The organism is Chloroflexus sp. (genome assembly GCF_049970315.1).
GTDB lineage: Bacteria > Chloroflexota > Chloroflexia > Chloroflexales > Chloroflexaceae > Chloroflexus.
This window is the reverse complement of the sequence record NZ_JBMFNE010000003.1, coordinates 48,007-74,632: the sequence shown is the minus strand read 5'-3', so window position 1 is coordinate 74,632 and position 26,626 is coordinate 48,007. Positions and strand designations below refer to the sequence as shown.

The window sequence follows — 26,626 nt, the reverse complement described above, 5'->3', positions numbered from 1 at the left end:
TCGGGGCGTGGCTCAGCCTGGTAGAGCACCGCGTTTGGGACGCGGGGGTCGTGGGTTCAAATCCCTCCGCCCCGACCATTGTCACCGAGAGGCAGTGACCGCCGGCTACTTACCGGCGGTCATTATGTGTGGAGTGGATATGGCGACGGTTTTGATTGTCGAAGACGAGACGACACTGGCCGAAACGCTACGCTACAATCTTGAACGAGAAGGGTATGCGGTCATTATCGCCGGCGATGGCGTACAAGGGCTTGATCGTGCCCGCCGTGATCAGCCCGATCTCGTGGTGCTCGATATTATGCTCCCCCGCCTTGATGGGTTTTCGGTCTGTCGGATTCTACGCCAAGAGAGTGACGTACCGATAATCATGCTTACCGCACGCCAAGATGAAGTTGATCGGATTGCCGGTCTTGAACTCGGCGCCGATGACTACATCAGCAAACCGTTTAGCCTCGGTGAGTTTCTCGCGCGTGTGCGGGCTATTTTGCGCCGTAGTGAACGGCAGCCGCATTCGATTGTGCGTGAAGTATTAGAGGCGGGTTCGATCCGGGTTGATGCCAGTAGTCGTCGTGCATGGCGTGATGGTCAAGAACTAAACCTGCCGCAAAAGGAGTTCGACCTCCTGACGTGTCTTATGCGCAACCGTGGCATCGCTCTGACCCGCGATCTGTTGCTCGAACGAGTATGGGGGCAGGATTTTATCGGTGATAGCCGCACCGTCGATGTCCATATTCGCTGGTTGCGTGAGAAGATTGAACCTGATCCCAGTAAGCCGACGTATATCCAGACGGTGCGTGGTGTTGGGTACCGATTTGAACCTCCGGTTGATGGGACAACAGTAAGCCAATGACGCTGTTGGAATTGACGCTGACGGTGGCGACGGTTGTGTTAACGGTGAGCCTGATCTTCACCGTGCGCTGGGGGCGTCAGCTTGAACGCTTACGTGTTGCCCGTGACCAAGATACTACTGCTGCACTATCTGCTGCGGAACAGGATGAGGTAATGACGCTTACCCTCTCATCATCACTTCCACCGGACGATCCATCGCTTCAGCTTGGCCTTCCCAACTGTCAGCCCCTCTTTGTCGCCCTTGTTCAAACCATCGATACCGGTGTCATCGTCGTCAATCGCGCATGTCAAATCGTCTTTCATAACGATACAGCCATCCATTTGTTGGCCGGTCAGCCTGATATGCGTGGGAGTGGGTTGATCACGTTGGTGCGCGATCATCAAGCTGACCGATTAGCGCACGATGCGATGATTGACGGTGAGCAACGTGAATTAACGATCCGTCCACTCGCAACCGGGCGCACACTCCACTTGCAATTTATCCCGTTATACACCGCTTCACGGGATATTGTCGGTGCGCTGATCACAATCCGTGATTTAACCCAAATCAGTATGTTAGAGCGCGCGCGGCGTGATCTGGTCGCTAATGTGTCGCACGAATTGCGCACGCCGTTAGCTTCGCTCAAATTGTTGGTTGAGACGTTGCAATCGACTCCACCGCCCGATATCGCTGCTCGGATGCTTGAACAGATGGCCCAAGAGATCGATGCCGTTACCCAACTAGTTGATGAACTGCACGAGTTATCACGTCTCGAGTCGGGTCGGGTTTCGCTAAAGCTGGAGCCGCTAGCCGTCTGGCCGGTGATAGAGCGGGCAATCGAGCGTATCCGTCCCCAAGCCGAACGCAAATGCCATACTATCTGTATCGAACTGGTATCCGATCTACCGCTCGCGTTAATGGACGGTGATCGGATTGGGCAGGTGCTGCTCAATTTGTTACACAACGCGGTTAAGTTTACCCCCGAAGGTGGAACCATCACCGTTACCGCCCAAGTGTTGCATCTTGCCGTCGATGATCCGCCCTCGCGGACAGATCGACCGCCGCATTCGGCGGGTACGTGGATCTTGATCAGTGTGCGCGATACCGGTATTGGCATTCCTAGTCGCGATATTCGGCGTATCTTTGAGCGCTTCTACAAAGTTGACCGGGCACGTACTCGTCACACCGGCGGCACCGGTTTGGGGTTGGCGATTGCCAAACATTTGGTCGAAGGGCACGGTGGTCGGATTTGGGCCAGTAGCCAAGAGGGGCGTGGTTCGACGTTCTGGTTTACCTTGCCGGTAGCGTAACCTCCGATCACGTCCGGGCGATCCGCCGGGCGCGTATTGTAGCGCCGCAGGCAGAGTGAGCGCACCGCTGCCCCCTCATCATCCGACCTTACGTATGGCGATCATCATCCGCGCACAAAAAACCAGACCGTCAAACCGATGCTGATCCACACAACCACGGTGCGAACCCGGCGGGCGTCAATGCGGCGGGCAATAGCAGCTCCCCCATAGCCACCGATAATAGCGCCGGCGGTCATCACCAATGCCGGCAACCACGCGATCAAGCCGGTCACAACGAAGGTCAGGACGGCGATCCCATTCACCAGCGCAGCTTGCAATGTCTTCAACGCATTCATTCGATGAATATTCTCGTGGCCGAGCAATGCCAAAGCCGCGAGGGTGAGAATCCCCAGTCCGGCACCAAAAAAACCACCGTAGATGGCAATAGCCAAATAGACAACCGTGACCAACAGGCGTTGCTGACGACTGCTATGCCCGACCAGCCGTTGGGCTACGGTGGTAATCTGTGGGCTAAATGTAAAGATCAGGGTAGCAAAGAGTAACAGGTACGGGATCAAGGCGGTAAAACGTTGTTCATCGGTAGCGAGCAACAACAGCGCACCGAGCAGTCCACCGAGCAGGCTCAACCCGCTGAAGAGCCAAATATCGTTCCGTTGACCACTCAGTTCGCGCCGGTATGCACCAACACTCGCCAGCGTGCCCGGCCAGAGTGCCAACGCATTTGTAGCATTGGCGACGATTGGTGACACGCCGGCGACTAAAAGGGCTGGAAAAGAAAAGAAGCTCCCGCCGCCCGCAATCGCATTCAATGCACCGGCCAACAATGCAGCGGTGAAGATTAAGATGAGATCGAAGAGTTCCACGCTCAACAACCTTTCGTGCGTAATACAACAGTGTGCAAGACTTTGCAAAACATCAGATCATCTGATGTATTAGAGACATAAAAAATTACCCCGTTGAGGTATGCAAGTGAATAGTCGCTTCGTGGCGGGCAAGAATAGTGCGTGTTATCGCGACGGCAGTTTCGGCGTCACCGGCGGCGATGGCAGCAACGAGATCGGCGTGGGAATGATCGGCAGACGATGGTGCAGCCGCTTCCCACAACACACCGAGCGCATCACGGAGGGTAACCGCGAATATACGGTACAGATCGCTGAGCGTGGGGTTGTGGGTAGCGCGGGCGATAGCACAGTGCAATTCGATGTCGGCAGAGAGCGCGGTAGTAATATCACCGTTGGCAAGAGCTGCCGAGCGGACGGCCAACCACTGCTTGATCACGGCGAGATCTTCGTCATGTCGTCGTTCGGCGGCCAGTGCAACAACTTCTAACTCGAGCGCACGACGCACCTCATGCACTTCTTGCACTTTAGTCTGGCGGAGCCGCGTTGCCAATGGTTCGGCAGTAGCCAAGGCGCGCACATACGTACCATCACCCTGACGGACTTCGAGCAGTCCTTCGTGAGCTAGCGCCCGAATAGCTTCACGCACTGTCGAGCGACCCACCCCAATTTGGGCCATCAGTTGTGGCTCCGGTGGTAAACGGCTACCGATCGGGTACGTGCCTGTGGCAATTTGGTGTCGTAAGTGCTCGATAACTTGTTCGACTAGCCGTCGTCGGGTGATTGTCATAATGGCTCCGCCAAAAGATCATATCATCTGATGTTTAGTTTATTCCATTAAGGGATGACTTGTCAACCGATATAACTTGCCGATCTGCCATATCGGGGCTACAATACAGCGTAGAGTGCAAAGCTGCGGCTAACCGTCCGCTGTGGAGCAAAGCCTCATGTCGGAATTACGGCTGAATATTGCTACCCGTGAATGGGTCATCATTGCCAGCGAACGTGCCCGCCGTCCCAATGCATTCACCGAGACGCGACACCAACCACGCACTGCCGAGCGTCCACTGCACGATCCGCAATGTCCCTTCTGTGTTGGTAACGAAGAGCTTGACCTTGAAGTCGAACGATATCCGGCGACCGGGCCGTGGCAATTACGCATTGTTCGCAATAAGTATCCGGCATTGCACGATCATGGGCCGGTGATGCGGCGTTTTGATGGTCTGCGGCGCACCCTGAGCGGTTATGGATACCACGAGGTGTTGATCGAGCATCCCCATCACAATACAACACTGGGGTTAATGACCAATGCCGAAGTAAAGGCTGTGCTGGAGATGTATCTACGGCGTGGTCGGGCAATGAGTGCCGATCCGCGGGTAGAGCAAGTGGTTATTTTTAAGAATCATGGTGAACGGGCCGGTGCCTCGTTACAGCATCCGCATAGTCAACTGATAGCCGTGCCGGTAGTCCCGGCTGATGTTCGGCATCGGATTGAGGAGGCGCGTCGGTTTTTTGATGATACCGGCCAGTGTGTCTTTTGTGCGATGCTAGCCGATGAGCTGGCCAGTAACGAACGATTGGTGTATGCAAACGATGATTTTGTCGCGTTTGTGCTCTACGCAGCCTCTTCCCCATTCCACATCTGGATCTTGCCGCGGAAACATCGGGCTAGTTTTTTTCATGTCGATGAAACGGAACTTGACGCTCTGGCCGATGTAGTGCGGGAAGTGTTTTATCGCCTCTACTATCGCCTCAACGATCCTGATTTTAATCTGGTCCTCCGCTCGACCCCGGCCAAAGAGCCGGAGAATGGCTATTTTCACTGGTATCTGGCCGTTGTTCCGCGCCTGTCATATATGGCCGGCTTTGAGATGGGGAGCGGTATTTTTATCAATCCCAGTATTCCGGAAGCCTGCGCCGCTTTTCTACGCGAATAAATTGAAGATCGATCCGTTCTGTTTCGTATAGCGTACAGTTTTATATATGCAAATTTTTCAAACAAATAAATGTCATTCCCCGAATATTCTAAAGATCGGTTATAATGACGTTTAAATAATGTATAGAAGCATCTTGAAGGAACGAGTGATGCGTTCGCCCTCTTAAACTGGAGGTGTCTTATGTCCGGTGCATTTCCTCTCAGTGACGAAGCCGTTAAAGCGCTTGCACCGTGCAATTTGCCATTATTGCGCCATAACCCTTTTTTGCGTAGTCGGAGCAGCGCCGGTGTCAATACGCTGCCGCCTGCGGTACAAGACGTCGTTCGGCGGTTGTACGATACACTGCTCCAAATCTTTACGATGTTTGATCAACAGCGCCGACTTGATTACGCCGATTTGCGCCGGTTCTTGCATGAGAAGGGCTGGTTTGATCTGATCAATGAGCTACGTGGAATCTCGCTTAGCCATCTTGACCCCGTGTTGGGTCAGGTGATCCACGATGTGCGTGGTGGATCGTTGCAGGCGTTGGCATTGCAACTTCAGTTGCTCGAAGTTGAGCGGGTGCAGCCTGCCGATATTGAGCGGATCTATCTCCTCACCCGCGATCATCTCAAGATTATGCGGAACTGTTTGCCGGACATCGATCCGGTTCGCACGGCGCGCGATATTGAGTTGCGTGCGCATGGTGTTGATCTGTTGCTCGAGAAGTGGAATCAGGCCGATTACCGCTTGCCCGATGGTACTGCCCAGGTAATCGTCGATGCGCGCTACAACGGGGTGGTGGCCGACCGCTGCGTGGAGTTTTCGGCTCTCGACCGCGTGTTTTATAATCTGGTTAATAATGCTACCCGCCATAGCGCCGATCACCGTGTGATGGTTGGTATCTTTCCGATCGCTGAGTGCGAATCGCCGAGTTTGCGGTTTGTGGTGGCGAATCGGATCGATACAATACAATATTCGGCCCTTGAGCAGCGTTTTGGGCAGCAGTGGAGTGACCTGTTCCGCGGTGGTTTCACCTTTAACAGCACCGGTGGTAGTGGCTATGGGTTTGGTTTGGCGATTTGTGCTGAATTGGTCGCAAATGCCTATGGCTTGCCCAACGGTGCGGCCGCGATTGCCGGTCAGTATGTCGGTGCCCGCCCCCACGGTGATCTGTTCGTGGCATGGTTTCACTGGCCGATTGCTGCTCCTTAAGCTGGGGCACCCTGCGGAGGGGCGCTCTGCCGTGCGCCCTCCGAAACGGTGCCATTCCTCTGCGCCCTTTGCGTGCTTTGTGCCTTTGCATTATACCCCTTTGCGTTCCTTGCGTCACCCACCAGCCCGCGCTAATGAGCACAAGCTTCGCATGACTTTACAAAATTACTTGCCTCTGATATACTCAACATTGTTGAATATCTACATAGGCTAGGATTAACGTCACGCATGGCTGAGGAAGAACAGCCCAAAACACTACCCGAACATGCAACGCTCGATGCTATCGAGCAGGTAATCCTGCGCATCAGTTGGCTGGCGCAGCGCCAGTTTGTGCAGTTGCTCGACGACGAACGCTTCAACTTGACCCTGACTCAGTTCTATACCCTTCTTCATCTTGCCCAAACCAATGGTGAATGCAAGATGTCGGACCTGGCCGAAGCGACGCAACAGTCGGCAGCCGCACTCACCGGCGTCGTCGATCGACTGCTCGATAAGCAACTGGTCGAGCGCACCCGACACGAACGGGATCGTCGGCAGGTGATGGTACAGGTGACGCCGCGGGGGTTGGCATTGATTGCCGCAATCAAGCAGGCCCGGCGTGAGCAAATTTATGCAGCACTCGGTCATTTGTCGTCAGCCGATGCCGATCGTTTGCTCGGACTGCTCGAAGGAGTGTTAACCGGAATGGTGCGCGTGCTCGAACGGAGCGACACGGGACGCCTAGCCTAAGCAATGTAGTCACGAGCGGGGTGTCCCGTGTCGTGCGAGGAGCAACTCATTGGTGCGGTTACGATGGCAATCCATCCGCTCGCCTGCGCTACCGGAAAGCGCTCACTGGTCGCGCCTGCTCGGCTATCTGCGACCATACCGAGGCTGGATGATCGTTGCGGTAGTGGCGATGGTCATCGGTGCTGCCTTAAGTTTGGTGATGCCATTAGCTATTGGTCAGATGGTAAATCTGATCACCGGTAATCAGACATTGCCGATTGGGCGTATTGCTGTGTTGTTGGGTGGAGTGGCTATTGGGCAGACGGTTGCCGGCCTGATTCAAAACTATAGTCTAACCTTCGTTGGTGAGCGGGTTGTTGCCGATCTCCGTCTCGCCGCGTATCAGCACCTCCAACGACTGGACCTTGCTTTCTTCGAGCAGCGCCGTACCGGTGAAATCACGTCGCGGATCACCAACGACGTGACGTTGATCCAATCGACGGTGACGACCAACCTGACCACGCTGCTGCAAGGTATGATCCAATTGATCGGGGCCATTGTGTTGATGATCGTGGTCTCGTGGCAACTCAGTGCGTTAGCACTGGTTTTGATACCGACGCTCATCTTGATTGCCGTGTTTTTTGGGCGCTGGTTGCGGCGAATCTCGACAACGGTGCAGGACCGATTGGCCGATGCAACCAGTATTCTAGAAGAAACGGTTTCCGGTGTGCGGGTGGTGCGTTCGTTTGGACGCGAACCGTATGAGGTTGAGCGATTTCGCACGGCGGTGGAGGCAACGCTTGCTGCGGCAATGAGGCGGGCTTGGCTCCGTGCGCTCTTTCAGCCATCGATGTCGTTGGCCGTATGGGCAACGCTCATCGGTATGTTGGTAGTGGGTGGGTATCTGGTAAGTACCGGCGAGTTGACGCCGGGGAATCTGGTGGCGTTTCTGGTCTACGCCGGGATCGTCGCCGGATCGATGGGCGCATTTGCCGGCCTGTTTGGGCAGGTGCAAGAGGCGCTCGGTGCGGTTGCGCGCGTCTTCGAGCTGCTCGATCAACAGCCGGCAGTTGCCGATGCGCCTGATGCCATTCCGTTGCCACCGGTGCAAGGGCGGGTTGAGTTCCGCAATGTATCGTTCGCTTATCAGCGAGCCGAAAACGGTCATATTGCGCCAATCGTGCTCCGCAACTTCTCGCTGGTGATCGAGCCGGGTGAGATGGTAGCGCTCGTCGGGCCGAGCGGTGCCGGCAAGAGCACTATCGTAAGTCTCATCCCGCGCTTTTACGATGTGCGGGATGGCAGTGTTCTCATCGACGGCTACGATGTGCGCCGGGTGCAGATGCAGTCGCTGCGTACACAGATCGGAATTGTGCCGCAAGAAACCATGCTGTTCAGCGGCAGTATTCGTGACAACATTCGCTATGGCCGGCTCGATGCCGGTGATGCAGAGATTGAAGCCGCAGCGAAGATGGCTAATGCCCATGAATTTATCTGTCAGCTTCCCGAAGGTTACGACACCCCGGTCGGTGAACGGGGGATACGCCTTAGCGGTGGTCAGCGCCAGCGTATCGCGATTGCCCGTGCCATCTTGAAAAATCCGCGGATTTTAATCCTCGACGAAGCGACCAGCTCACTCGATAGTGAGAGCGAGCGATTGGTCCAAGAGGCGCTCGAGCGCCTGATGGTGGGACGGACAAGTATCATTATTGCCCATCGCTTAAGCACGGTACGACGCGCTGACCGGATTGCCGTGATCGTTGCCGGTGAATTGATGGAGATCGGTACCCATCGTGAATTATTGGCCCGTGGCGGGATTTATGCTCGTCTCTACGAATTGCAATTCCGTGATCCTGCCCCGGTGCTCGCAGTGGGTTGAACAACAGGAATAACGTTTTCGCCAAACGTAGGAGATAAGGATACTATGAACGAACCAATGTCATTGTTTGATGATCTACCTGAAGAGCATGATGAACCGCAAGAAGCGCCTGAGCATCGGTTACCAATGGTGGTGCTCGGCGAGATGGTCATCATGCCGCACATGACGATACCATTGCAGGTGCCGCAAGGGAAATCCTACCGTGCGATGGAGCGCGCGTGGGAAGAAGATCGCGATGTCTTGTTGATCTTCGTCCGCGAGCACCAGCTTGAGGGTTACAAGAGCAATCAACCACAGAATCTGCCACCAATTGGTGTGATTGCTCAGTTGCAAGAGTTTGCCAAACTGAACGACGGTACTGCCCGCGTGATTCTGGAAGGCCAGAGTCGGGCGCAGATTATTGAGGCGATCCAGATCACACCCTTCTACCGGGTACGTTGCCGGCCATATACTGACCCGCCGGTGAGTGGTCTGGAAGTAGAAGCCTTGATGGAGACGGTCAAGCAGCAAGTTGATGAGTTTGTCGAGCATCTTGGCGAAGTGCCGCAAGAGGCCGTCCAGTTCGTCCATCGCATTGACCGTCCCGGCCACTTGGCCGATATTGTGACGTGGGGGCCGGCGTTTGATTTTAAAGATCGGCTCGAGGTTCTTAACACACTCGACCCGATTGAGCGCTTACGCAAAGTCTATCTGGTGTTGGCGCGACAGCTTGAACTCCTCAAGCTGCGGGTCAAGATTCAGCAAGATACCAAAGAAGTTCTTGATCAAAGTCAGCGCGAGTACTTTTTGCGCGAACAGTTGCGGATTATTCGCCGCGAGCTAGGTGAGGATGAAGAGGGTGATGATCCGGTTGACGAATTGCGGCGCAAGATTCACGAACTCGATGCGCCGGAGTACGTGAAAAATCAGGCGTTGCACGAGCTGAAGCGGTTGACCCAGCAGGGGATGAACAACCCCGAGTCGGGAGTCATTCGTACCTATCTCGATTGGATCCTCTCGTTGCCATGGGCCGATGAGGAATTGCCCGAGATCAGCATTACCGAGGCTCAGAAAGTGCTTGACGCCGATCACTATGGGTTGGAGAAGGTAAAAGAGCGTATCCTCGAATATCTGGCCGTTCGCAAACTGGCCGGTGATAAGATGCGTTCTCCCATTCTCTGCTTCGTTGGCCCGCCCGGTGTGGGCAAGACAAGCCTCGGTCGCAGTATTGCGCGCGCCTTGGGGCGCAAGTTTGTGCGCACCAGTCTGGGTGGTGTACGGGATGAGGCTGAAATTCGTGGGCACCGCCGCACCTACATTGGCGCTATGCCCGGTCGCATCATTCAGGCGATGAAGAATGTTAAGTCGAAAAGTCCGGTCTATATTCTCGACGAAGTGGACAAGATCGGCTTGGATTTTCGCGGTGATCCGACGTCGGCGCTGCTTGAGGTGCTCGATCCAGAGCAAAACAACGCCTTCAGCGATCACTATCTCGAAATTCCGTTCGATCTGAGCAAGGTGATCTTTATCGCGACGGCTAATCAGCTCGATCCGATCCCGTTACCGTTGCGCGACCGTATGGAGATTATCGAGATCGGCGGCTACACCGAGGACGAGAAGTTGGAGATTGCCCGTGGTTTCCTCATTCCCAAACAGCGTGAGTTCCACGGTTTGCAAGAGGATCAGATCGAGTTTACCGAGGGCGCGATTCTGAAGCTGATCCGTGAGTATACCCGCGAAGCCGGTGTGCGCGGTCTTGAACGTGAGATCGCCAGCTTGTGCCGCAAAGTGGCTCGTCAAGTTGCCGAGCAGACGGAAGCGAACGGTGAACTACCGCCGAAGTTTGTGATCGATGAAGCTGCCGTGGTCAAGTACCTTGGCCCGGAGCGCTACACATACGGGATCGCCGAAGAGCAGGATGAGGTTGGTGTAGCAACCGGCGTAGCGTGGACGAGTGCCGGCGGCGATATTCTCAGTATCGAGGTGTTGCCGTTTAAGGGCAAAGGTCAGTTGCAACTGACCGGTCAGCTTGGTGAGGTGATGAAGGAGAGTGCGCAAACGGCGGTCAGCTACGTGCGCTCGCGGGCTGCCGATTTTGGTATCGATCCCAACACCTTTGAGGAGACGAATATTCACATTCACATTCCCGAAGGTGCGGTACCGAAGGATGGTCCCTCGGCGGGGATTACGCTGACGACGGCGCTGATCAGTGCGCTCACCGGTACACCGGTGCGCCGCGATGTAGCTATGACCGGCGAGGTGACGCTGCGCGGTAAGGTGTTACCGATCGGTGGTCTGAAAGAGAAGACTCTGGCGGCCCATCGCGCCGGGATTCGCACCTTCATCTTGCCCAAAGAGAATGCGAAGGATATCAGCGAGCTGCCTGAAAAAGTCCGCCGTGAGTTGAACCTGATCCCGGTCTCATCGATGGATGAGGTGTTGCGGATTGCCTTGAGTCGGATGCCGACACCAACCAACAACCAGAACGGATCTCATACCAACAACCGCGGTCAACCCTCACCGGCTCCCGCCGGTACGTGAATGGGGATGGGACAAGGCAGGGGATGTGAACTGCATCCCCTGTCTTGCCTGTCTTGTGAGCAATTGCCAATGCTAGCGTAACGTGAAGGAGGTTTGATGCAGGTGCTGCGTTCGTTGTGGTTCGTCGGGTGGGTTGCTCTGCTGTTCGGAGCATGTCAGTCGCCGATGAATGTTCCATCGTCCTCTTCTCCTGCCGTCTCCGCATCAATCCCTCATGCGCCTCGACCCGATGTACCACAACAGGCGCGTTGGCAGATTCAATATACCGGTGATCTGAAACTCGATCTTGATGTTGAGGTATTTAATCTCGATTTGTTTGATACGTCACCGGAGGATATTGCGTTGCTGCATCAACGCGGTGTGTTTGTGATGTGCTATTTTAATGCAGGCGCGTATGAGGATTGGCGTTCTGATGCCCATTTGTTCCCGACGGATGTGTTGGGAGCAGCAATGGCAGGTTGGTCAGGTGAACGATGGCTTGACATCCGGCGCGTTGATCTGTTGACTCCCATCATGGAGGCTCGGCTTGATTTGGCGCGAGCGAAAGGGTGTGACGGTGTCGACCCTGACAATGTGAATGGGTATGTAAACGAGACCGGCTTTTCCTTGACTGCTGCCGATCAACAACGCTACAACATCTGGCTTGCTACGGCAGCTCATCAACGTGGGTTGTTCATTGGACTGAAGAATGATGGTGAACAGAGCGAAGCATTAGCACCGTATTTCGATTGGGCATTGAATGAGTCGTGTTTTTTCTACGATGAGTGTGATTCGTTGCAGCCTTTTCTACGCAGCGGGAAGCCGGTTTTTGTGATTGAATATCATCTCGAACCGGAGTCGTTTTGTGAAACGGCCAATCGGATGAATATCAATGCGCTCCATAAACGACGAGACCTCGATGCCTATCGGGTAGATTGCCGCGAGTGGTCACACTAAGGTATTGTTGAGCATCGTATCGATGTCTACCATCCTTTGCTACGGCTCAATCTGTGCCGATCTTCACATCTGGCTACCACACTGGCCCACGTTGGGCGGCGGTGTTCACGCTCTTCGCAGCCGGTGGATGACCGGTGGTAATGCGCTCAACGAGGCGCGTGCATTGGTGCGCTGGGGCGTCCAACCGCTCCTCTACGGCGACCGACTAGGGTACGATCCGCCCGGCGATCTGGTGGCGGCCACGTTGCAGGAGCTGGGTTTGGATGCGCATGTTGAGCGTGATGCGACGGTAACGACCCCGGTATGTCACATCTTGATCACTCCTGACGGCGAGCGCACGATTATTGCTTTGCGACAGGGAACGGCTGCTGCACCTCCTTCATCACAAGCACTTGCTGCCAGCTACATTGTCAGTGTCAGTCGATACGGTTTGCATACTGCCGAAGTAGCCCTAGCTGCCCGTCGCCACGAACGGTTGGTTGTGGCCGGCGATGTGGGCACACCGGATGAACCGCTGGCACAGGCGGCGGATGTCATTGTGACTTCGGCCGCCTTGCTCGGTTCTGAGCCACGTGAGCGTGCTGTTCTGCTACAACAGGTGCGCGGGGCGATTGTCTTCGTCACCGATGGTGCGCGCCCGGCGCGCATGTTGGTCAACGGGACGTGGTATGAAGAGACACCGTCCTTCCAATCGGTTTCCAACTCGACCGGCGCCGGTGACATCTTCCGTGCTGGTGTGGTCTATGGCCTCTTGCAGGGTTGGGATTGGCCGGCGATCTTGGCATTTGCTACCCGCACTGCCGCCGAGGCCATCACGGAGGAAGGCGAGTACCGTCAAAATAACTCATCGAGCAGACGGTAGTAGGTGATCTTGGTCAGATCAACCTGCTCAAGACCGTAAGCAGCAAAAAAGAGTGATTCATTTGCTTCCCCCAAATTGAAGCGAATACTGCGTGAAGCGAGTGCGAGATCATGGTAGCGGTCGGCAATTCCGGCTCGACCCCAATCGACAAAACCGTGCAGGACGCCGTCTTGGACAATAACGTTGGGCAGGCAATAGTCGCCATGAGAAAAAACGAGGTCATCTTCCGGTGGCGATGTCTGTTCGATTGCGGTCAGTACCTCTCGTGCTGTCATGATCCCGCGCCGATCAGGGTCAAAATCGTCTTCATCGACCAGATCATGCTCAACATTGTAACGTGCCTGTACTAAGCGGTGAACGAGCCGAGAGTCGAAGGGACAGTGAGTAATGTCGAGAGCATGGATCATCCGTAGCCCGTCGGCGAGCATACACACAATCGATTCCGGGTCTAATGTATCTAGAACCGCGACGCAGTTCATACCGGCAATTTCGGATGTCACCAGGTACTCACGCTGTTCGTCGTAGGTATACTCGACCACCTCCGGCACCGGTAATCTACCCCGCAACCAGTGCAGTACGTGCGCCTCGCGGGCGAGCGATTCGCACAGTCCTACCGGTTGGATTTTCAGATAGAGGTTGTAGTCAGGCAGGGCCAGATGGTAGACACAAGCCGCCGAGCAACCGATAGTTATGTCGGTGACAATAGCGGTATCGAGCAGGGTCTGGATGGTCGCAGGCAGGTGAAGATGAGGCATGCATCGTTCCTATACTTCTCAGCATGATTCACAGTCGATTATCCCGGTAGTCGAGGCGCTACGGTGATTCGTATTATAATCTGAACGCTTTACGTAGGACAACGGCGTCGAGTAAGACCCATCGCCTTTTTGACATATCTTTGATACAGCCGCATTGGTCGGTCAATGCAATACGAACTCTACGAACAGTCCGATCAGATCATTCTCCGTACCGACACCTACGAGCTAGGTTGGTCAACTGAGAATGGCGTATTAGTGCGTCTCCAACAACATGATAGTCCGAATATACTTGGCTTTGGCCCGGCGATAACCGGGATCGACATTGCACTCGGCAGCCCAACCGGTTGGATCACTACTCAGACCTTTGCCCGCTACATCTGGCACCGCTTGAGCATGCAAGAACACCGACCGGTGATGACGATCATTATTGGGCTTGGCCCGCTCAAGCTATTCGATCACTACCGCATTGATGGCGAGGTGATCGAACGTTGGATCGAGATTGAGAATGTGAGTGGTGACGACCTGCGCCTATACGGCGTGCGGATGATCGTACCAAACGTGCGGGTTGGTGATCCGCATCGATGTACCTTTGACGCACCGGGCAATAGCGTTCGACCACGAACACCGCTAACGATTGCAGCCGGCCAAGATCGCAACGTGCTTCCGCGCCGTTTCTTTGCCCCTGGATTGCGCGGTGGGAGCGCCTTTGAACCGTCGCCTACGCAAGGGGCAGGGGTAATGGCGTTATACGATAACGAACTACCGCTCACATTACTGTGTTGGTATATCGGTGATGATGAAGCTGCGTTACCTTATGTGATGGGCAACGGTACGGCGGTCTCGTTAGCTTACGAAGTAGCTGTTACCGGTTGGTTACGCTCTGAACAACGATTAAGAGTGGGCACGCAATGGATCGGCTTACAGCGCCGATCATGGCCGGCAGCGCTTGCCGTATACCGCGCGCGCACTTCATTGCCACAACCACCGGCGTCATGGTTGCGCGATGCGATTCTCTATGTAACCGATCTGCGTCAACACGGCGGAGCTGCCGTTCTTGCCGCACAATTGTCCGAACTGAAGGCACTTGGCATTGACACCCTATGTATACTGCCGTGGCATACTGTTGGCGAACGTCCCCACCTGATCGGCGATCTTGAACGAATTGATCCGGCGTGCGGCGATCAGGTTGCCATTCGACAGCTGATCGAGACGGCCCACCATCACGGGATGCGCGTCCTGCTTGACATAGCGATGCAAGGTTGTGCGCCCGACTCACGCTACCTCAGTGAACACCCAGAATGGTTTGTACGCGACGATGCGGGGGCATTTGTCATCGGTGTGCCGACCGATGCGCCGGCAGCAGCTCGCCATCCGGGTGTAGGCTTGCCCACGAACGGCTATCACTTTGACTGGACGCGCACCGATTGGCGGTTGTACTGGCAGCAATGGGTGATCGCGCAGATCGACCGGTTTGCACTTGATGGCTTACGGATCATCGCACCATACCAGGCTGCCCCGGCCTGGATCCGTCGACCACCGTTGCGAGCGAGTTCTGGTACTGCGCTGATGGTACAGGCATTACGTGAGATTATCGCTGCACGTCCATCTCTTTCGCTCCTGTGTACGCTCTCTGGCCCGCATTCAGCCCACTTCGCCGGCGGATGGTTTGATTACCCCAGTCATCATATGCTCATCCATCTTGCTATGCGTCGGATCACCCCGGCTGAGTGGTGTGCCTATCAAACCGATTACGCCGAGCTGTATCCGGCCACCTACCGGATCGGCTTTCTGGAGATGCACGATACTGCCGACTGCAACCCGCTAGCCGACGGCTTGCGCGGCTCACGGCTGGTGCAGGCGTTATGGGCGGTGATGCTGTTCAGCGGCTTGACGCCGGCAATTTGGAACGGGCAAGAGATTGCCGATTATTACCTCTTGCCGCGCCTGCTCGATCTCTGGCGACGCGAACCGGCGCTGCGGCATGGAACCGTCACCTATCAAGCACTTGCCACAGCACCGGTCGAGGTACTAACGATTCGTCGCACGCTCGGTGAGCGTATTCTGACCGGAGTAGTTAATTTCAACGCGCTCCCATCACATGTGCTCATTACCGAACCGCTTGGTAACGATCTACTTGGCATCTTTCCGTGCAGTCGTGAGCGGCGTGGTGTGGGTGAGGTTGTGCAGTTGGCGGCGTTTGGGGTGTACTGTTTTGAGGGGTGAGACGGCTATCTCGGCTTTGTGGCTCTCACCTCTCAGACTCTTTCCCGCTGCGGCGAGTGAGGGGAGTGCCTTTGCGTTGTTTTTCGTTGCTTTGCACTTTGGTCAGGTTGTGGTCGATGACGGCGCTAGTTTCCGAGTGATTCTCTAAATGATGTGGTTGCTTGCGGTGCCGATCTGGCTGAACTCTACTGGCTGGCATTGGGTAGCAGCTTGACGGTTACTGAGCCTGCGGCGATGGGTGGTAATTTCTGCACGGCCAATGATGAGGCCGGTAAAAAGTTGCGCTGGGCGAAGAGGCGTCGGCAGGGGGTGATGGTCGAGGTTCATATGCCGTATGTAGCCTTTTGCGAGTCGTGTGGCGTGGGGGTTGGCGGAACGGCGTGATCGTGGTCTGCGCGAATTCCTTGGTGGAGTGTACGATACGTATGCTAAGGAAGCGGCAATTCCTGCCCGCATTGAACCTGATTGGCCCGAAGACGCTGATACTATATTCCCGGCAGTGTGCTACGCGGCGCGCTGGCGTGGTGTGCGGCGAAGCGTCTGGGACAGCCACTTCAGGTGTCGGTATACTAAGATTTTGTCAATCTGTTCTGACGGGATACGGTGCGCTTCTCATGTTGACTCCGGTAAAGGTGTCTTTGCTGGTTATCCTACTATAATTGCCCCGCGCGATCTGCTAACGTGCGAATTACATCCTGGGTATGCCGATCATAGCCGAGATGAAGGCCATAGAGTCTGGAGCCTGTTCGATCCGAATGTGTCAGCGAAATGCCCGCGATGTAAGCCTATCGGCCAGTTAACGAGCTTGGGAGGGTTTATTTCATTAGTCAGCGGTATGCCGCGTTCCAAGCACAAACCGTCCACAATGTTGGAAATGCACATTCGCCATACGTAGTGAAAAGGTCGGTCAGGCGAATGCCGAGCCGTTGAATGAGTGGACGCAGTACCGGACGTTTCACCAGGCGACCGCCGTCGATCAGGCGCATAGACGTCAGGAACCGCAGGATCAGGCGGTCGGTCGGGAGATTGGCGACGAACGCTGCGACTTCTGCCGGACCGATAGGAATGCGGGGCGCCTGAACCTGGCGTTGACCGGCGCGGAAGAGCGGTTGCTTTGCGCCGGTTAGGGGATTGAAGGCGTCGATGGCAGCGAGGCGCACCGCGCCGCGCCGTCCGTTGTTTTCCTGGAGGCGCCGTCCCAGCCTTTGAACTTCGTCCCCTGCGCTGCTATGACAAAGATCGGTGGCGTGCCCTAACAGCCCTAGCCCGAAGGTCAGGGTTTCCCCCGGTGCATAGCGGCGCGGTTGCGGCGGGCGGACAGACGTAGGGGCGCGGGCGTTGCTCGCCGCCGGGCAGACCGTGAGAAGCGGTTCAAGAACGCACTGATATTCGCACCGCGCACGGCAGCCCCGGCGTTGTCGTCGAGTTCAACGGGCGTGACGGCGGTGAAGGTCAGGAGAAGGTGGTGGATAAAAAAGGTCATGGGAGGTCTCCCGCGTCATGTCTCTCTGATGCGCTCATAGAGACTGAATGATCGACTACTCCTCGCCAGGCGATAAGGGAGAACGACGTGGCGCAGAATGCGATCTTTGCCGAGAACTATACGCTTGCCACTATAGATGTTTGCCTGCTCAAATGTGAGCTTGGAACTGCAATCGTCCAGCATTTGCAGCGTCCCGTCAATCTTGAACTGCGTCTGATCGGCTGAGATCAACGTCCATCCTTCCGCCTCGTCTGGCTCCTGATCGATGTACTTAGGTCGATCAAGTAATTGAAGAAAGCCTCCTCGCTTGCCCAGATACGTGATCTGGGCAAACAGCGCAGCGACCTCATCAGGTAGCGAGTCGCCTGCTTCTGTTTGTACAGAGATGCCGATGTCACCGCCGAATGAGACGTATTCACGGTAGGCAATCGTATTGTTGAAGGGTGGCCCGTTTCCGGTATTATCGCTTCGCCCATCTTTCTTCAAGCGCAAAATTTTTGTGAAGGTGTTGATGACAGTCAGGCGGTCAGGCAACAACACTTTCAGGCGCAACCCGCGCAGTAGGGGCCAGAGACGTTGCGCCTCTGTCGCGCCGAGCGTGCGGATTGCAGCATCCAGGAGCGCCATGCGCAGCGCAAATGGGGTTGGACATATCAGAGTTCGACCACCCGATGATGTGGCAGCAGCCAGTTTCAGCGAAAACAAGGCTGTCGGGCGGTAGTATGCAATCAGCCACATACGACGCATCCTTACTTGATTTTGATGGTGTACGGCTGAGCTTCATCGCGCAGACTTCTCATCAACTCAGCGAACTGTGCAAGTGATGTGAAGGTCTCAACACGCACCTGATCACCACCGATCGCCCTTCCGATGCGCTGCATCTGATCTGCATAGTCTGGCGCCAGTGGACTGATGAGCGGTGCGGGGATGAGCGTCGTTGAAAATGCCAGAGCGCCTTCCAGGGTGACAAGATGCGGCAATTGTGCCGAGCGCATTGCACCGTTCAACTGCACAAAGGTATAGAGAACGCTGTCGAGTAATGCAGCGCCACGTGCAGCCCGTTCCTCAGGCGGGAGCGTATAGTCTTGGCGAATGTCGTTATAGCCCACACGACCAAACTCCAGGTGGCACACAATAGCGTACTGTCCGCTCGATGCCGGACGGTAGAAGATCGCCTGCTGCAGGTTCGCCCCGCCAACTTTCTCTTCGCCCTGCCCCTGGGTGCGCTGAGTTGCATCCTGCTTGCGCTGTTCTGCGCTGCGTTCGGGAGCGTACTTCACGTGGAAGAAATTCTGGTTATGCCCTTCGCGCGTTTCAGGTTTCCCGACAGCCCAACCGAACTCGATCACGCTCTTTCGCGCGATGGAACGTCCGCCTTCAGTGATCAGGATACCCTCAATATCGTCAATCGCGCAGGTTTTTAGAAGGTCATCGATGGTCTCTGCATCAGGTTGGCCTTTGGTGCGGTTGATGAAATTCGCGTCGGCATTAATCCGGTTTGGATTGAATTGCTGACATCCGGCGCAGAGCGGCAAGTTGCGTTCACGCGCAAGGTGGAAGAGATGTTCAGCCTGAATATGCTTGAGCATATCGCCGCTGATCGCGTTAACGCTGTACAGTTGTCCATCCGCGCCAATAATGTCTACCATGCGGGTTTGCAACTGATTTCCTTCGTTGCCTTCATTGTTGAGGTTGTGCATGTCGAGTGTGGCGTTGATCGCCAGCGAGAGTGAGTAGATGGAAGTTGACATGATTGTTTACTCCTGTATCTGTTGATTAGAACGGTTCGTTAGGATTGTTGGCGTCTTCTGCGATAGCTTCACTTGTCTCGCCGTCATCTTCTGACGTCGATGCCTCATCAGATGGTGGTTTGTCATCTTTGCGCCCTGGTTCGCGGGCATACCCGAAGGCGATAAGCAGACTGGCGACCGTTGGAGCGCCGTATTTGTCTACCAGTTCGACCAGCTGCTCAAGGTCTTCCGTGGTGATTTTTACCCGCTCACGCGGCACCTTTTCACCACGCTTGCGGTAACGCTCCAGAACGCGCCCATTTTCCTGGCTATATTCCTGAAGGAACTTGCCCAGGACACGCAGAAAGTCGGCGTTGTCGCGTGAGTGGCGGTGCAGTTCGTCAGCCAATCCGTAGCGAATGTCGTACAGATTGTCGTTAACAGACTGCTGTGTGACGGTACTCTGGCGAATAGCGCTCGCAATTCGGCGAAATCCTGGTGTTTGGACGAGCGGAAGGAATGCCTTCGGACGTTCTGTTTCCTGCGCCATAATGATGACCTCCAGATTGTTTGTACTAAAACGTCGCGCCTTCTCGCGCAACACGTACTCGGCATATGCGGTGGTGAAGCGAAAAAACGCCCGGAGCGACGGGTCGCGATCCGAGAGAAAATCTCGATAATCACGGAGCAACTGCTCCTCTTCACCCGTCGGCTTATCCTTGTGGATGCCAATGGCAGTGACGATGCGCTCATGCTCTTCCAGTGCCTGCGCGATCTGTCGCGCTTTTTCGGCTGAATCGGGCCACTGGACCCATTCAGGCAACCCGATGGTGGCAACGTTCATGACTGCAAAGGCGCTGCCGAGGTCCTTGAACGACGCAACTGCCAGCCCTTCCACAAAGTCGGAAGGACGGCGCCGGCGAATATTCAGACTCTCCTGCGCTGCCTCCCATTCTGTAATCATCGTTCTGGTATAGCACAGGGAAGCGAGGATATCCATCTTAATCGCGCTTCTCGGATAGAAGGTTCGTTGAAATTCAGCGAACACACGCTCGTGCCAGCGAAGCAGCAATCCCTGGCGCGACGGAATAATGACATAGGTCTTTCGATCTTTCTTACCGTGCACGGTTCTTGGCAGCCCGGCGACATACAACCCGACAAACTTGAAATACTCCAGCAACCAGAAGCCTTGCTGATTGGCATTGTTCAGTCCATCCGCCTTCGCGCGGTTCGCGCCCTTGCCCTGTTCCGGGTTGACGATCTGCGTTGCCGTCAGATCGGCGTTCTTTTCGAGACTATGTTTTTTCGCCAGACTCTCCCATTCTTCCTGAGCGCGTTCAATCGCGCGAGGCTGACCGTCGCACATGGTGAGGATGATCCGAACCAGATCATCGTAGATCTGACCACACGCATGCCAGCGTTTGACCGCTTTGTTGTACGTAGTGAGCGCTCCCATCTGATTGACCAGGCCGGCGACATACCACGCGGCGCGTGGTTCCAGTTCCTCAATCTCATGTCGTTGTTCATCCGGCAGATCCTCCAGCCGAAGGTTACGCTTGCGCAGTTTGTGGCGGCGGGCAAAGTACTCGTCGTTCCTTTTCCGTTCAGCCTCATAGTCGAAAACACTCCACCCGGATGGCGCCGGACCATTCTTCGCCGTGAGAATCCACTGCGCCAGTGATCCGGGATATGTTTTAGCAAGTGTTTCAGCAGTCAATGGCTCCAGCGTGCGCACAATGATGCGGTCGCCGCCGTTGCACACCTCAACTTCCGGTGCATCACCATTCGCGTGCATACCGGCAACCTGCAACCACTTCGCCACGCCAAATGCTGCAAGTAAGGCGGCGAAAGGTGAGGTGGTGATAGGGAGAGAGAGTTCGAGGTTGGGCACTTTATTCTCCTTCTCAAGATTGATCCGTCATATCCGACAACGGGAGAGAAAGTTGATAAAACGGTCTAGCTTTGCGCTCCTAATCGGGATTTCTTGATTTCTTTTCGGATCTGACCAACCAGTTTCTCCAGCTCGTGACCAATGACTCGAGAGCATGTAATGTGGTAGAGTCAATTTTGATATATCGCGGCGAACGCATGGTATCTCCTTACAACTGCTCCTGCGATCCCTGATCCGCCAGTCGCAAGATGCGCACCAGGAAGAGGTACAGGATCACCTCACACCGCTTGTTAGTGTCAATCAGTGCACTGCTGAGTGATTGCCCACCATCGAACCCTTTTTCCCAATCAATCAGCGTTTTTTTCTGAACCGCTGCGATCAGTGTCGGATCATTGGACAACCCGACAGCTTTCATTGCCTGGTTGAAGGCGGTTTTTGCATACTTCGGAACCGGTTTCCATGCACCGTGATTATCGCGCAGCGCCGCGTTGTGGTGACCGATGATTGCCGATATCAACGCCACGCAGAGTGCATTATTATCTCCAGTCAGCGCCGCTATCAATCCGTATGCAGCGCGTGCGCTTTCGGTTGCGTGGGGAGGACGACGAGGTTTGATTGTTCGTTCTGCCTGTTTCTCCTGCAAATTGCGCTCATCATAGTCGGTATGTGCGGCCATATACTCCTTCGATATCCGCAAGGTTGGATCGTTGCGTAACTGACTGACCTTCTCCTGCCAGGTATGCGCCCAATCCTGCCATGTCTCGTCAAGTTTGCCGAGGTCGTGGGTGGCGAACATTAATCGGATTGAGCGATCAAGCAATCCTTCTTGCAAATTACAGACTTTCTCCAGACGGCGCTGCGCAGCAGCGGTGCGTTTTTGCAGTACGCGCTGATACACACGGTACAGTCCTTCGATATGTTCTGCGTAGGTCTCGCGGTGCATGACCTTTGGCTCGCGTTGCCGGCGGGATGTGCGCGGCGCCAGCGGCGACTCAGGTGCGGATTCGCCATTGCCGCCGAAGCGAAAGCCGATACCGGAGTCGTATTGCACCAGACGTGGATTGATCGCGATAATCCCGCCTCCAACCACTGCATCAGCGAGGTTTCTTGCGTCAAATGGCGGGGACCACCACTGAATTGCGGGGACCTGCACCTGTTCAGGGGCTTCGGTGTCTGATTGATATTTTTCGTCATCTTTGACCGGCAGCGCCACTTTGATAATCCATTCGAGTTTGAGAGCTTTCGCTTCGCTAAGAGCGCGACCACACCAAGCCAGCAGAGTATTCCGGCGCAGATTGATCATTTCATAGCGATACGGAAACTGGATTGTCTCAGGATCAGGATGGATGATGACCTGGCGATTATCAACATCGCGGATCAGGTCGCGGGCAGTACGACGATCCTGCTCCGCAAACGCTGTCTTTATACTATCACTGATAAAATGCCGGTTGGTCTTCAAGGTGCTGAGCATTTGCTCATCGAATAGGGTGTGAGTTTTATCAATCAGCGCCAGTTCACAGCTATAAGTCAGGATTTTGCCCTCCTTAAGCTGTGTCTGACATACTTCGCGGGTTCGCTCGCATAATTTGAACTGCCCCTCGAAATCGTGATTATCGTCACCGCGCTTTTGATCGGTGTATGGTGCGTAGTTGAACACTCCCTGCTCGTTGTACGGAACGTCGTAAATAATGATGTCTCCTGTCTCTCCCGCAAAACGAGCGCAGCGTCCGGCGCGCTGAATCAGCGCACTTGCAGGCGCCATCTCGGTGTGCAATGCGTCACTGGTGATATCCAGACCAACCTCAATCACCTGAGTTGCGACGAGAATGGTCTTTTCCTTTTGATATGGTGATTTATCCTTGCCAAACTCACGGCGTATCCCCAATTCTTTTTGCGCTCGGTCGCTTGCGTAGAAACGGCTATGGAGCAACTCAACACGGAGATCTCGTGATCGTGAATCATTGCGGAGCGCCTGTGCCAGTGACTGAGCACGCTCTACCGTGTTGCACACGCAAATCACCCGATTACGATTGTTTTGCTGCATGTCGTTCAGAACAGTGTCAGCATCGAGCGGCTGAGCAACGTATCTGTATCTCTTCTTTTGCGAAGAAATTCGATCGTTCAATACGACCTTCTCGGCATCTAGTTCCTGGCACAGACGATCAATCAGGGTTTTCGAGAAGGTTGCCGTCATCAAGACGAAGGGTATAATCCCCTTCAGCATCTTTAAGATATGGAGTGTGGTCGCTAGTGCACCCCTACCCTGATTATCGACAGGAAACAGATGAAATTCGTCAAAGACCAGGTAGCTGCTGATTACTGCACCTGCGTTTAGATTTGCTAATCGATTACCGAGACTGTATGGGATGGTAAGAAAACTGCTCAGGAATTGGTCAATTGTCGTAAAGATAAGATCGGCTTCAAAACGCGGATCATCGCCGTGCTCTCCGGTCTGAATACGCACATCGCGATCTTTTGCGATGTGCTTAAACTCGGCGCTGAACTGATTGGCGAGCACCCGCAGGGGTGTAACGTATATTCCCTGATGTGGGAAGATTTCTGGCTTGAGATGGCTCCAGGCATAGAGCAGAGGAAAAATGGCGGCCTTCGTCTTGCCACTGCCGGTTGGTGCCTGAAGAATGACGTTCCTGCCATTGAAGAGATGCTGAGCGACGGCGATCTGGAAATCATACGCCGGAAAGCCGAACATTTCCTTAAATGACTGTTTGAGCGTATCATCGTTCATAAGGTTAAGGTCCTATCTTTGGATATATCTTGCGTGGGTTAGGTGTCTCTATTCCTGGAGATAAGGCAATGTTAGCACTGAGATTTCGTGCCTGGCCCAACATCGTATGCGCTACCTTCAGCCGTACCAATTTTCAACCCGACAGACACTCCCGCGTTCTTCCCCCAAGACCCTTGAGATCGGGCGGGATACCGACCAGGCACAGAGATCATTCCGCCGGTCTGGTTCCGCAACCGGGAGGAGTGCGCGGAGCCAGACCTCAGGGGTCGGGTGCGTTTCCTGTTGAAGTCTAGCACACAACGCCGTCACAAATGCGACATCCGACGCCAGCACGAGAGGCAATGGTCGCGTATGACGCGCGCCGTGTGATGTCCGGTCGTCATGTTCGCAATAGCGGGTGAAAAATCTGTATTGCGCGATACCTTGTTGCATTCTCCAAATATAAATTGCGTCATCCGCCAGAGCGTTCTGAGCCTCATTTTCTGATCGGCGCTCCGGCTATCGGTTTGATCCGAAGTACAACCAGCGATCCTGGACGATACTCCTGCACTCTGCTTGTAACGACAATGCCGTTCGTGTATTCCTGCGCCTGGACGATTGCCAGCCACGGATGATGGCGGTAGGCAAGCGCCGCGCCGACGGTCAACCAGTGTGGAATCTTGCCGCTGAGCACTATGCCGCGCTGCGGGTCGCACGCCGGCAGTGTTGTGCCGTCGATTTCGTGGTAGTCGAGGTATGGCATTCCGGGTTGCATCTCAATCCAGGTCCATTCGGAGGTTGTGGTGATCTGCCATGAAAACGCAGCAGGCGCCGCCGATGATGCGCAAGTCAATGAAACGGGAGGTTGCCATCCCAGGCGGGGGTCGAACAGGAAGACCGTGTTTGGCGCTGCGCGCAGCGCCAGCGCGGCGTACAACCAGTTCGGTCCCCGTCCGTAGATAGAAAGGGCTGTGTCCGGCACTTCATCGAGGGCGGATGGCAGATCGTTGGGCTGCCAGCGCCGTTCGCGCTCCGGCAATCCGATCGGGCGCGCGAGGTGATCAATATCGATCACCAGTTCGGTAGGGGTGTGCGACAGATGGTACGCTTTCAGTTCAACATCGGTGTAGCTCAAAACCTGCTTCAACCGCTGTGCCAGCGCCAGCGCCACAGGTCCGACAGCGTCGGTATGACGTTCGAGGCTGCCGATCTGCCCGCGCAACACCGGCGCGTCGGCGTCGATGCGGTCGGCGCCGTCGAGGACGGAATGGAGTTCTGCGATAATCGCCAGCCCGTGGCGTTCAGCGCGCTCACGCCATTCTGTCAGCCCCTCGACTGTGGCGGAAATGAGGACGGCATGGGTGCAATGGTCCAAGATGCGCTCCTGATCGCGCGTCGGTTTTCCACCGGCATCGACGATCAGCGGCAAATGGCGTTGCGCTAAGTCGCGGCAGACCCGATCGACAAAGTCGGCGCTGAACGATCCTTTCTGCCGCAGCAGTCGCACAGTTTCGGGAGGCGCTTCCTGACTCCAGTCGCCTTCGCCGTCGGGGCAGGCGCGCAGCACGTAATGTTCCACGCGCTGCCGGCGCAACTCTTGTGTGAGCAGATAGGTCAGCACCGACTTGCCGCTATGCGGCGGACCGCCGATGAGAATGGCAGGGAATGGGTTCACAGGCGACTCCTGGTGAATGGGACACGGATGGTTTTGACAAACAGCATAGCGCTGTTATAGTATGAACAGTTCACAGGCGACTCCTGGTGAATGGAACACGGATGGAACGGATCGGGAGGGTCCGCGCGGATCGGGAGGGGGCGCGCCTCGTGTTCTCTACCCCGCTGAGGAGTGAGGATAGCGCGTGATCGACCGCACATCCATCGCGCGCTGATCACATGGGAGCAAGCATGCAGCCAAAGACCGACGCTGGTGCCACGCTGGTGGCGACGCTGGGAGGGCAGCCGCAAATCGTGACCTTTGCCCTCGATGCGCTGCTGGCACAGGGTGAAGCCATCAGCGACGTCTACGTTTTGCACCTCTCGTTTGCCAACCTGCGCACCCGGCAAGCATGGCAGCGGCTGCAAGCCGAATTCGTTGACGACTACTATGCCGGACGGCGCTGCCGACTGCGTCACGTTCCTCTTCGCGCGAACGGCTCGGAACTGACCGACATCCGTGCAGCAGCGGACGCCGAGGCGGCGTGGCAATGCATCCGCGACCTGATAGCCGACCTCAAACGTGAAGGGAGACGGCTGCACCTCTGTCTCAGCGGCGGTCGGCGCATGATGGCGCTGCTGGCGATGTCGGCGGCTGCGCTGCTCTGCGACCACCAGGACCGCATCTGGCACATGCATACGCCGGAAGCAACGTTGCAGCGGGTCAAGGATGGTGCACTGATGCACGTGACACCTGCCGATGGCGTACAGTTGATTCAGGCGCCACTGGCGCCGTGGGGTGCCTATTTTCCGGCGCTGCGCGCCCTGGCGCAGACGCCAATGCAGGCGGTGGAGACGCAGTTGCGGCGCATTGTCCCCGTTGATGAGCCACAGTGTCGCCAGGTGTGGGAGCGGCTCACCCTGCGCCAGCGCGACGTGCTGTGCGCCTTTGCTCGTGGGTTGCGCCCGGATCAGGTGGCTGTTGATCTGTCGGTCTCGTTGAGTACCGTCAATTCGCACAAAACCTCCATCCTGGCCGAGTGCCGCAACGCATGGGAACTTGCGGACGACGCACCGCTCGATTATCGCTTCATCCGCGAGCATTTTGCTACATTTATAGAGGGAGTATAGCAGCCGTTCAACCGAGCCGCA

General features: G+C 55.6%; 21 protein-coding genes and 1 tRNA gene. 13 read left to right on the top strand and 9 right to left on the bottom strand.

Going from position 1 to position 26,626, the window contains the following annotated elements:
• The first annotated feature begins 1 nt into the window (after window position 1).
• From ACP5OT_RS02850 to ACP5OT_RS02840, 3 genes are all read left to right on the top strand, one after another.
• Window positions 2-78: transfer RNA gene (locus ACP5OT_RS02850), tRNA-Pro, on the top strand.
• Between the two features lie 61 nt (window positions 79-139).
• Window positions 140-850 carry a response regulator transcription factor gene (locus ACP5OT_RS02845; protein ID WP_424675030.1) on the top strand — a complete coding sequence of 237 codons (711 nt, stop codon included), beginning with the start codon at window positions 140-142 and terminating at the stop codon, window positions 848-850.
• Window positions 847-2,139: a sensor histidine kinase gene (locus tag ACP5OT_RS02840; protein WP_424675029.1), complete on the top strand. Its 1,293-nt coding sequence runs from the start codon at window positions 847-849 to the stop codon at window positions 2,137-2,139. The genes ACP5OT_RS02845 and ACP5OT_RS02840 overlap by 4 nt, the downstream gene beginning before the upstream one ends.
• Window positions 2,140-2,243: 104 nt before the next feature.
• Here the strand turns inward: ACP5OT_RS02840 and ACP5OT_RS02835 are convergent, their stop codons facing one another.
• Both ACP5OT_RS02835 and ACP5OT_RS02830 read right to left on the bottom strand, forming a co-directional pair.
• Window positions 2,244-3,002: a sulfite exporter TauE/SafE family protein gene (locus tag ACP5OT_RS02835; RefSeq protein ID WP_424675028.1), complete on the bottom strand. Its 759-nt coding sequence runs from the start codon at window positions 3,000-3,002 to the stop codon at window positions 2,244-2,246.
• 85 nt (window positions 3,003-3,087) lie between these two features.
• Window positions 3,088-3,768: a FadR/GntR family transcriptional regulator gene (locus ACP5OT_RS02830; RefSeq protein WP_424675027.1), complete on the bottom strand. Its 681-nt coding sequence runs from the start codon at window positions 3,766-3,768 to the stop codon at window positions 3,088-3,090.
• 157 nt (window positions 3,769-3,925) lie between these two features.
• On the opposite strand from ACP5OT_RS02830, the gene galT reads away from it, so the two are divergent.
• The 7 genes from galT (at window position 3,926) to ACP5OT_RS02795 (ending at window position 13,014) form a co-directional block, all read left to right on the top strand.
• Window positions 3,926-4,915: a galactose-1-phosphate uridylyltransferase gene (gene galT / locus ACP5OT_RS02825; protein ID WP_428131276.1), complete on the top strand. Its 990-nt coding sequence runs from the start codon at window positions 3,926-3,928 to the stop codon at window positions 4,913-4,915.
• A 180-nt stretch (window positions 4,916-5,095) separates the two neighbouring features.
• On the top strand, window positions 5,096-6,109 hold the full coding sequence (locus tag ACP5OT_RS02820; RefSeq protein WP_428131274.1) for an ATP-binding protein: 1,014 nt from the start codon (window positions 5,096-5,098) through the stop codon (window positions 6,107-6,109).
• 228 nt (window positions 6,110-6,337) lie between these two features.
• The gene (locus ACP5OT_RS02815; RefSeq protein WP_424675024.1) at window positions 6,338-6,838 is read left to right on the top strand and encodes a MarR family winged helix-turn-helix transcriptional regulator; all 501 of its coding nucleotides are present in this window, start codon (window positions 6,338-6,340) and stop codon (window positions 6,836-6,838) included.
• Window positions 6,839-6,890: 52 nt separating this feature from the next.
• Window positions 6,891-8,696 carry an ABC transporter ATP-binding protein gene (locus ACP5OT_RS02810; protein ID WP_428131369.1) on the top strand — a complete coding sequence of 602 codons (1,806 nt, stop codon included), beginning with the start codon at window positions 6,891-6,893 and terminating at the stop codon, window positions 8,694-8,696.
• Window positions 8,697-8,741: 45 nt separating this feature from the next.
• Window positions 8,742-11,216, top strand: coding sequence for an endopeptidase La (gene lon, locus ACP5OT_RS02805; protein WP_428131271.1), 2,475 nt, complete (start codon window positions 8,742-8,744; stop codon window positions 11,214-11,216).
• A gap of 96 nt (window positions 11,217-11,312) precedes the next feature.
• On the top strand, window positions 11,313-12,152 hold the full coding sequence (locus ACP5OT_RS02800) for an endo alpha-1,4 polygalactosaminidase (protein WP_424675022.1): 840 nt from the start codon (window positions 11,313-11,315) through the stop codon (window positions 12,150-12,152).
• A gap of 22 nt (window positions 12,153-12,174) precedes the next feature.
• Window positions 12,175-13,014: a carbohydrate kinase family protein gene (locus ACP5OT_RS02795; protein ID WP_424675021.1), complete on the top strand. Its 840-nt coding sequence runs from the start codon at window positions 12,175-12,177 to the stop codon at window positions 13,012-13,014.
• On the opposite strand, the gene ACP5OT_RS02790 is transcribed toward ACP5OT_RS02795, so the two are convergent.
• Window positions 12,987-13,769, bottom strand: a complete 783-nt coding sequence (locus ACP5OT_RS02790; protein ID WP_424675020.1) for an APH(3') family aminoglycoside O-phosphotransferase — start codon at window positions 13,767-13,769, stop codon at window positions 12,987-12,989. The two genes, ACP5OT_RS02795 and ACP5OT_RS02790, sit on opposite strands and share 28 nt — an antisense overlap.
• Window positions 13,770-13,934: 165 nt before the next feature.
• On the opposite strand from ACP5OT_RS02790, the gene ACP5OT_RS02785 reads away from it, so the two are divergent.
• Both ACP5OT_RS02785 and ACP5OT_RS02780 read left to right on the top strand, forming a co-directional pair.
• Window positions 13,935-15,992, top strand: a complete 2,058-nt coding sequence (locus tag ACP5OT_RS02785) for an alpha-amylase family glycosyl hydrolase (RefSeq protein WP_428131268.1) — start codon at window positions 13,935-13,937, stop codon at window positions 15,990-15,992.
• Between the two features lie 153 nt (window positions 15,993-16,145).
• On the top strand, window positions 16,146-16,376 hold the full coding sequence (locus tag ACP5OT_RS02780; protein ID WP_424675018.1) for a hypothetical protein: 231 nt from the start codon (window positions 16,146-16,148) through the stop codon (window positions 16,374-16,376).
• A 443-nt stretch (window positions 16,377-16,819) separates the two neighbouring features.
• Here ACP5OT_RS02780 and ACP5OT_RS02775 read toward each other — a convergent pair whose 3' ends face one another.
• From ACP5OT_RS02775 to ACP5OT_RS02750, 6 genes are all read right to left on the bottom strand, one after another.
• Complete coding sequence (locus ACP5OT_RS02775) at window positions 16,820-17,152, bottom strand: hypothetical protein (protein WP_428131266.1); 333 nt, start codon at window positions 17,150-17,152, stop codon at window positions 16,820-16,822.
• 338 nt (window positions 17,153-17,490) lie between these two features.
• A complete protein-coding gene (locus tag ACP5OT_RS02770) occupies window positions 17,491-18,213 on the bottom strand; it encodes a hypothetical protein (RefSeq protein WP_428131264.1) in 723 nt (240 codons plus the stop codon).
• Window positions 18,214-18,224: 11 nt separating this feature from the next.
• Window positions 18,225-19,226 (bottom strand): DevR family CRISPR-associated autoregulator, encoded by a 1,002-nt coding sequence (locus ACP5OT_RS02765; RefSeq protein ID WP_428131262.1) that lies wholly within the window; start codon window positions 19,224-19,226, stop codon window positions 18,225-18,227.
• Between the two features lie 25 nt (window positions 19,227-19,251).
• Window positions 19,252-21,096, bottom strand: coding sequence for a hypothetical protein (locus ACP5OT_RS02760; RefSeq protein ID WP_428131260.1), 1,845 nt, complete (start codon window positions 21,094-21,096; stop codon window positions 19,252-19,254).
• Window positions 21,097-21,304: 208 nt separating this feature from the next.
• Window positions 21,305-23,842 carry a CRISPR-associated helicase Cas3' gene (gene cas3, locus ACP5OT_RS02755; RefSeq protein WP_428131258.1) on the bottom strand — a complete coding sequence of 846 codons (2,538 nt, stop codon included), beginning with the start codon at window positions 23,840-23,842 and terminating at the stop codon, window positions 21,305-21,307.
• A 475-nt stretch (window positions 23,843-24,317) separates the two neighbouring features.
• Entirely contained in the window at window positions 24,318-25,496 is a 1,179-nt protein-coding gene (locus ACP5OT_RS02750; protein ID WP_428131256.1) for a CRISPR-associated protein Csx3, read from the bottom strand.
• A 230-nt stretch (window positions 25,497-25,726) separates the two neighbouring features.
• Here ACP5OT_RS02750 and ACP5OT_RS02745 point away from each other — a divergent pair, with 230 nt between their 5' ends.
• Complete coding sequence (locus ACP5OT_RS02745; RefSeq protein WP_428113566.1) at window positions 25,727-26,605, top strand: CRISPR-associated ring nuclease; 879 nt, start codon at window positions 25,727-25,729, stop codon at window positions 26,603-26,605.
• The last annotated feature ends 21 nt before the right edge of the window (window positions 26,606-26,626 follow it).

Excerpts from the sequence above, each read along its gene's own strand:
- ACP5OT_RS02845 (WP_424675030.1), top strand. The coding sequence starts at position 140 with ATGGCGACGGTTTTGATTGTCGAAGACGAGACGACACTGGCCGAAACG.
- ACP5OT_RS02840 (WP_424675029.1), top strand. The coding sequence starts at position 847 with ATGACGCTGTTGGAATTGACGCTGACGGTGGCGACGGTTGTGTTAACG.
- ACP5OT_RS02830 (WP_424675027.1), bottom strand. The coding sequence starts at position 3,768 with ATGACAATCACCCGACGACGGCTAGTCGAACAAGTTATCGAGCACTTA.
- galT (WP_428131276.1), top strand. The coding sequence starts at position 3,926 with ATGTCGGAATTACGGCTGAATATTGCTACCCGTGAATGGGTCATCATT.
- ACP5OT_RS02820 (WP_428131274.1), top strand. The coding sequence starts at position 5,096 with ATGTCCGGTGCATTTCCTCTCAGTGACGAAGCCGTTAAAGCGCTTGCA.
- ACP5OT_RS02815 (WP_424675024.1), top strand. The coding sequence starts at position 6,338 with ATGGCTGAGGAAGAACAGCCCAAAACACTACCCGAACATGCAACGCTC.
- lon (WP_428131271.1), top strand. The coding sequence starts at position 8,742 with ATGAACGAACCAATGTCATTGTTTGATGATCTACCTGAAGAGCATGAT.
- ACP5OT_RS02800 (WP_424675022.1), top strand. The coding sequence starts at position 11,313 with ATGCAGGTGCTGCGTTCGTTGTGGTTCGTCGGGTGGGTTGCTCTGCTG.
- ACP5OT_RS02795 (WP_424675021.1), top strand. The coding sequence starts at position 12,175 with ATGTCTACCATCCTTTGCTACGGCTCAATCTGTGCCGATCTTCACATC.
- ACP5OT_RS02790 (WP_424675020.1), bottom strand. The coding sequence starts at position 13,769 with ATGCCTCATCTTCACCTGCCTGCGACCATCCAGACCCTGCTCGATACC.
- ACP5OT_RS02785 (WP_428131268.1), top strand. The coding sequence starts at position 13,935 with ATGCAATACGAACTCTACGAACAGTCCGATCAGATCATTCTCCGTACC.
- ACP5OT_RS02770 (WP_428131264.1), bottom strand. The coding sequence starts at position 18,213 with ATGTGGCTGATTGCATACTACCGCCCGACAGCCTTGTTTTCGCTGAAA.
- ACP5OT_RS02765 (WP_428131262.1), bottom strand. The coding sequence starts at position 19,226 with ATGTCAACTTCCATCTACTCACTCTCGCTGGCGATCAACGCCACACTC.
- cas3 (WP_428131258.1), bottom strand. The coding sequence starts at position 23,842 with ATGAACGATGATACGCTCAAACAGTCATTTAAGGAAATGTTCGGCTTT.
- ACP5OT_RS02745 (WP_428113566.1), top strand. The coding sequence starts at position 25,727 with ATGCAGCCAAAGACCGACGCTGGTGCCACGCTGGTGGCGACGCTGGGA.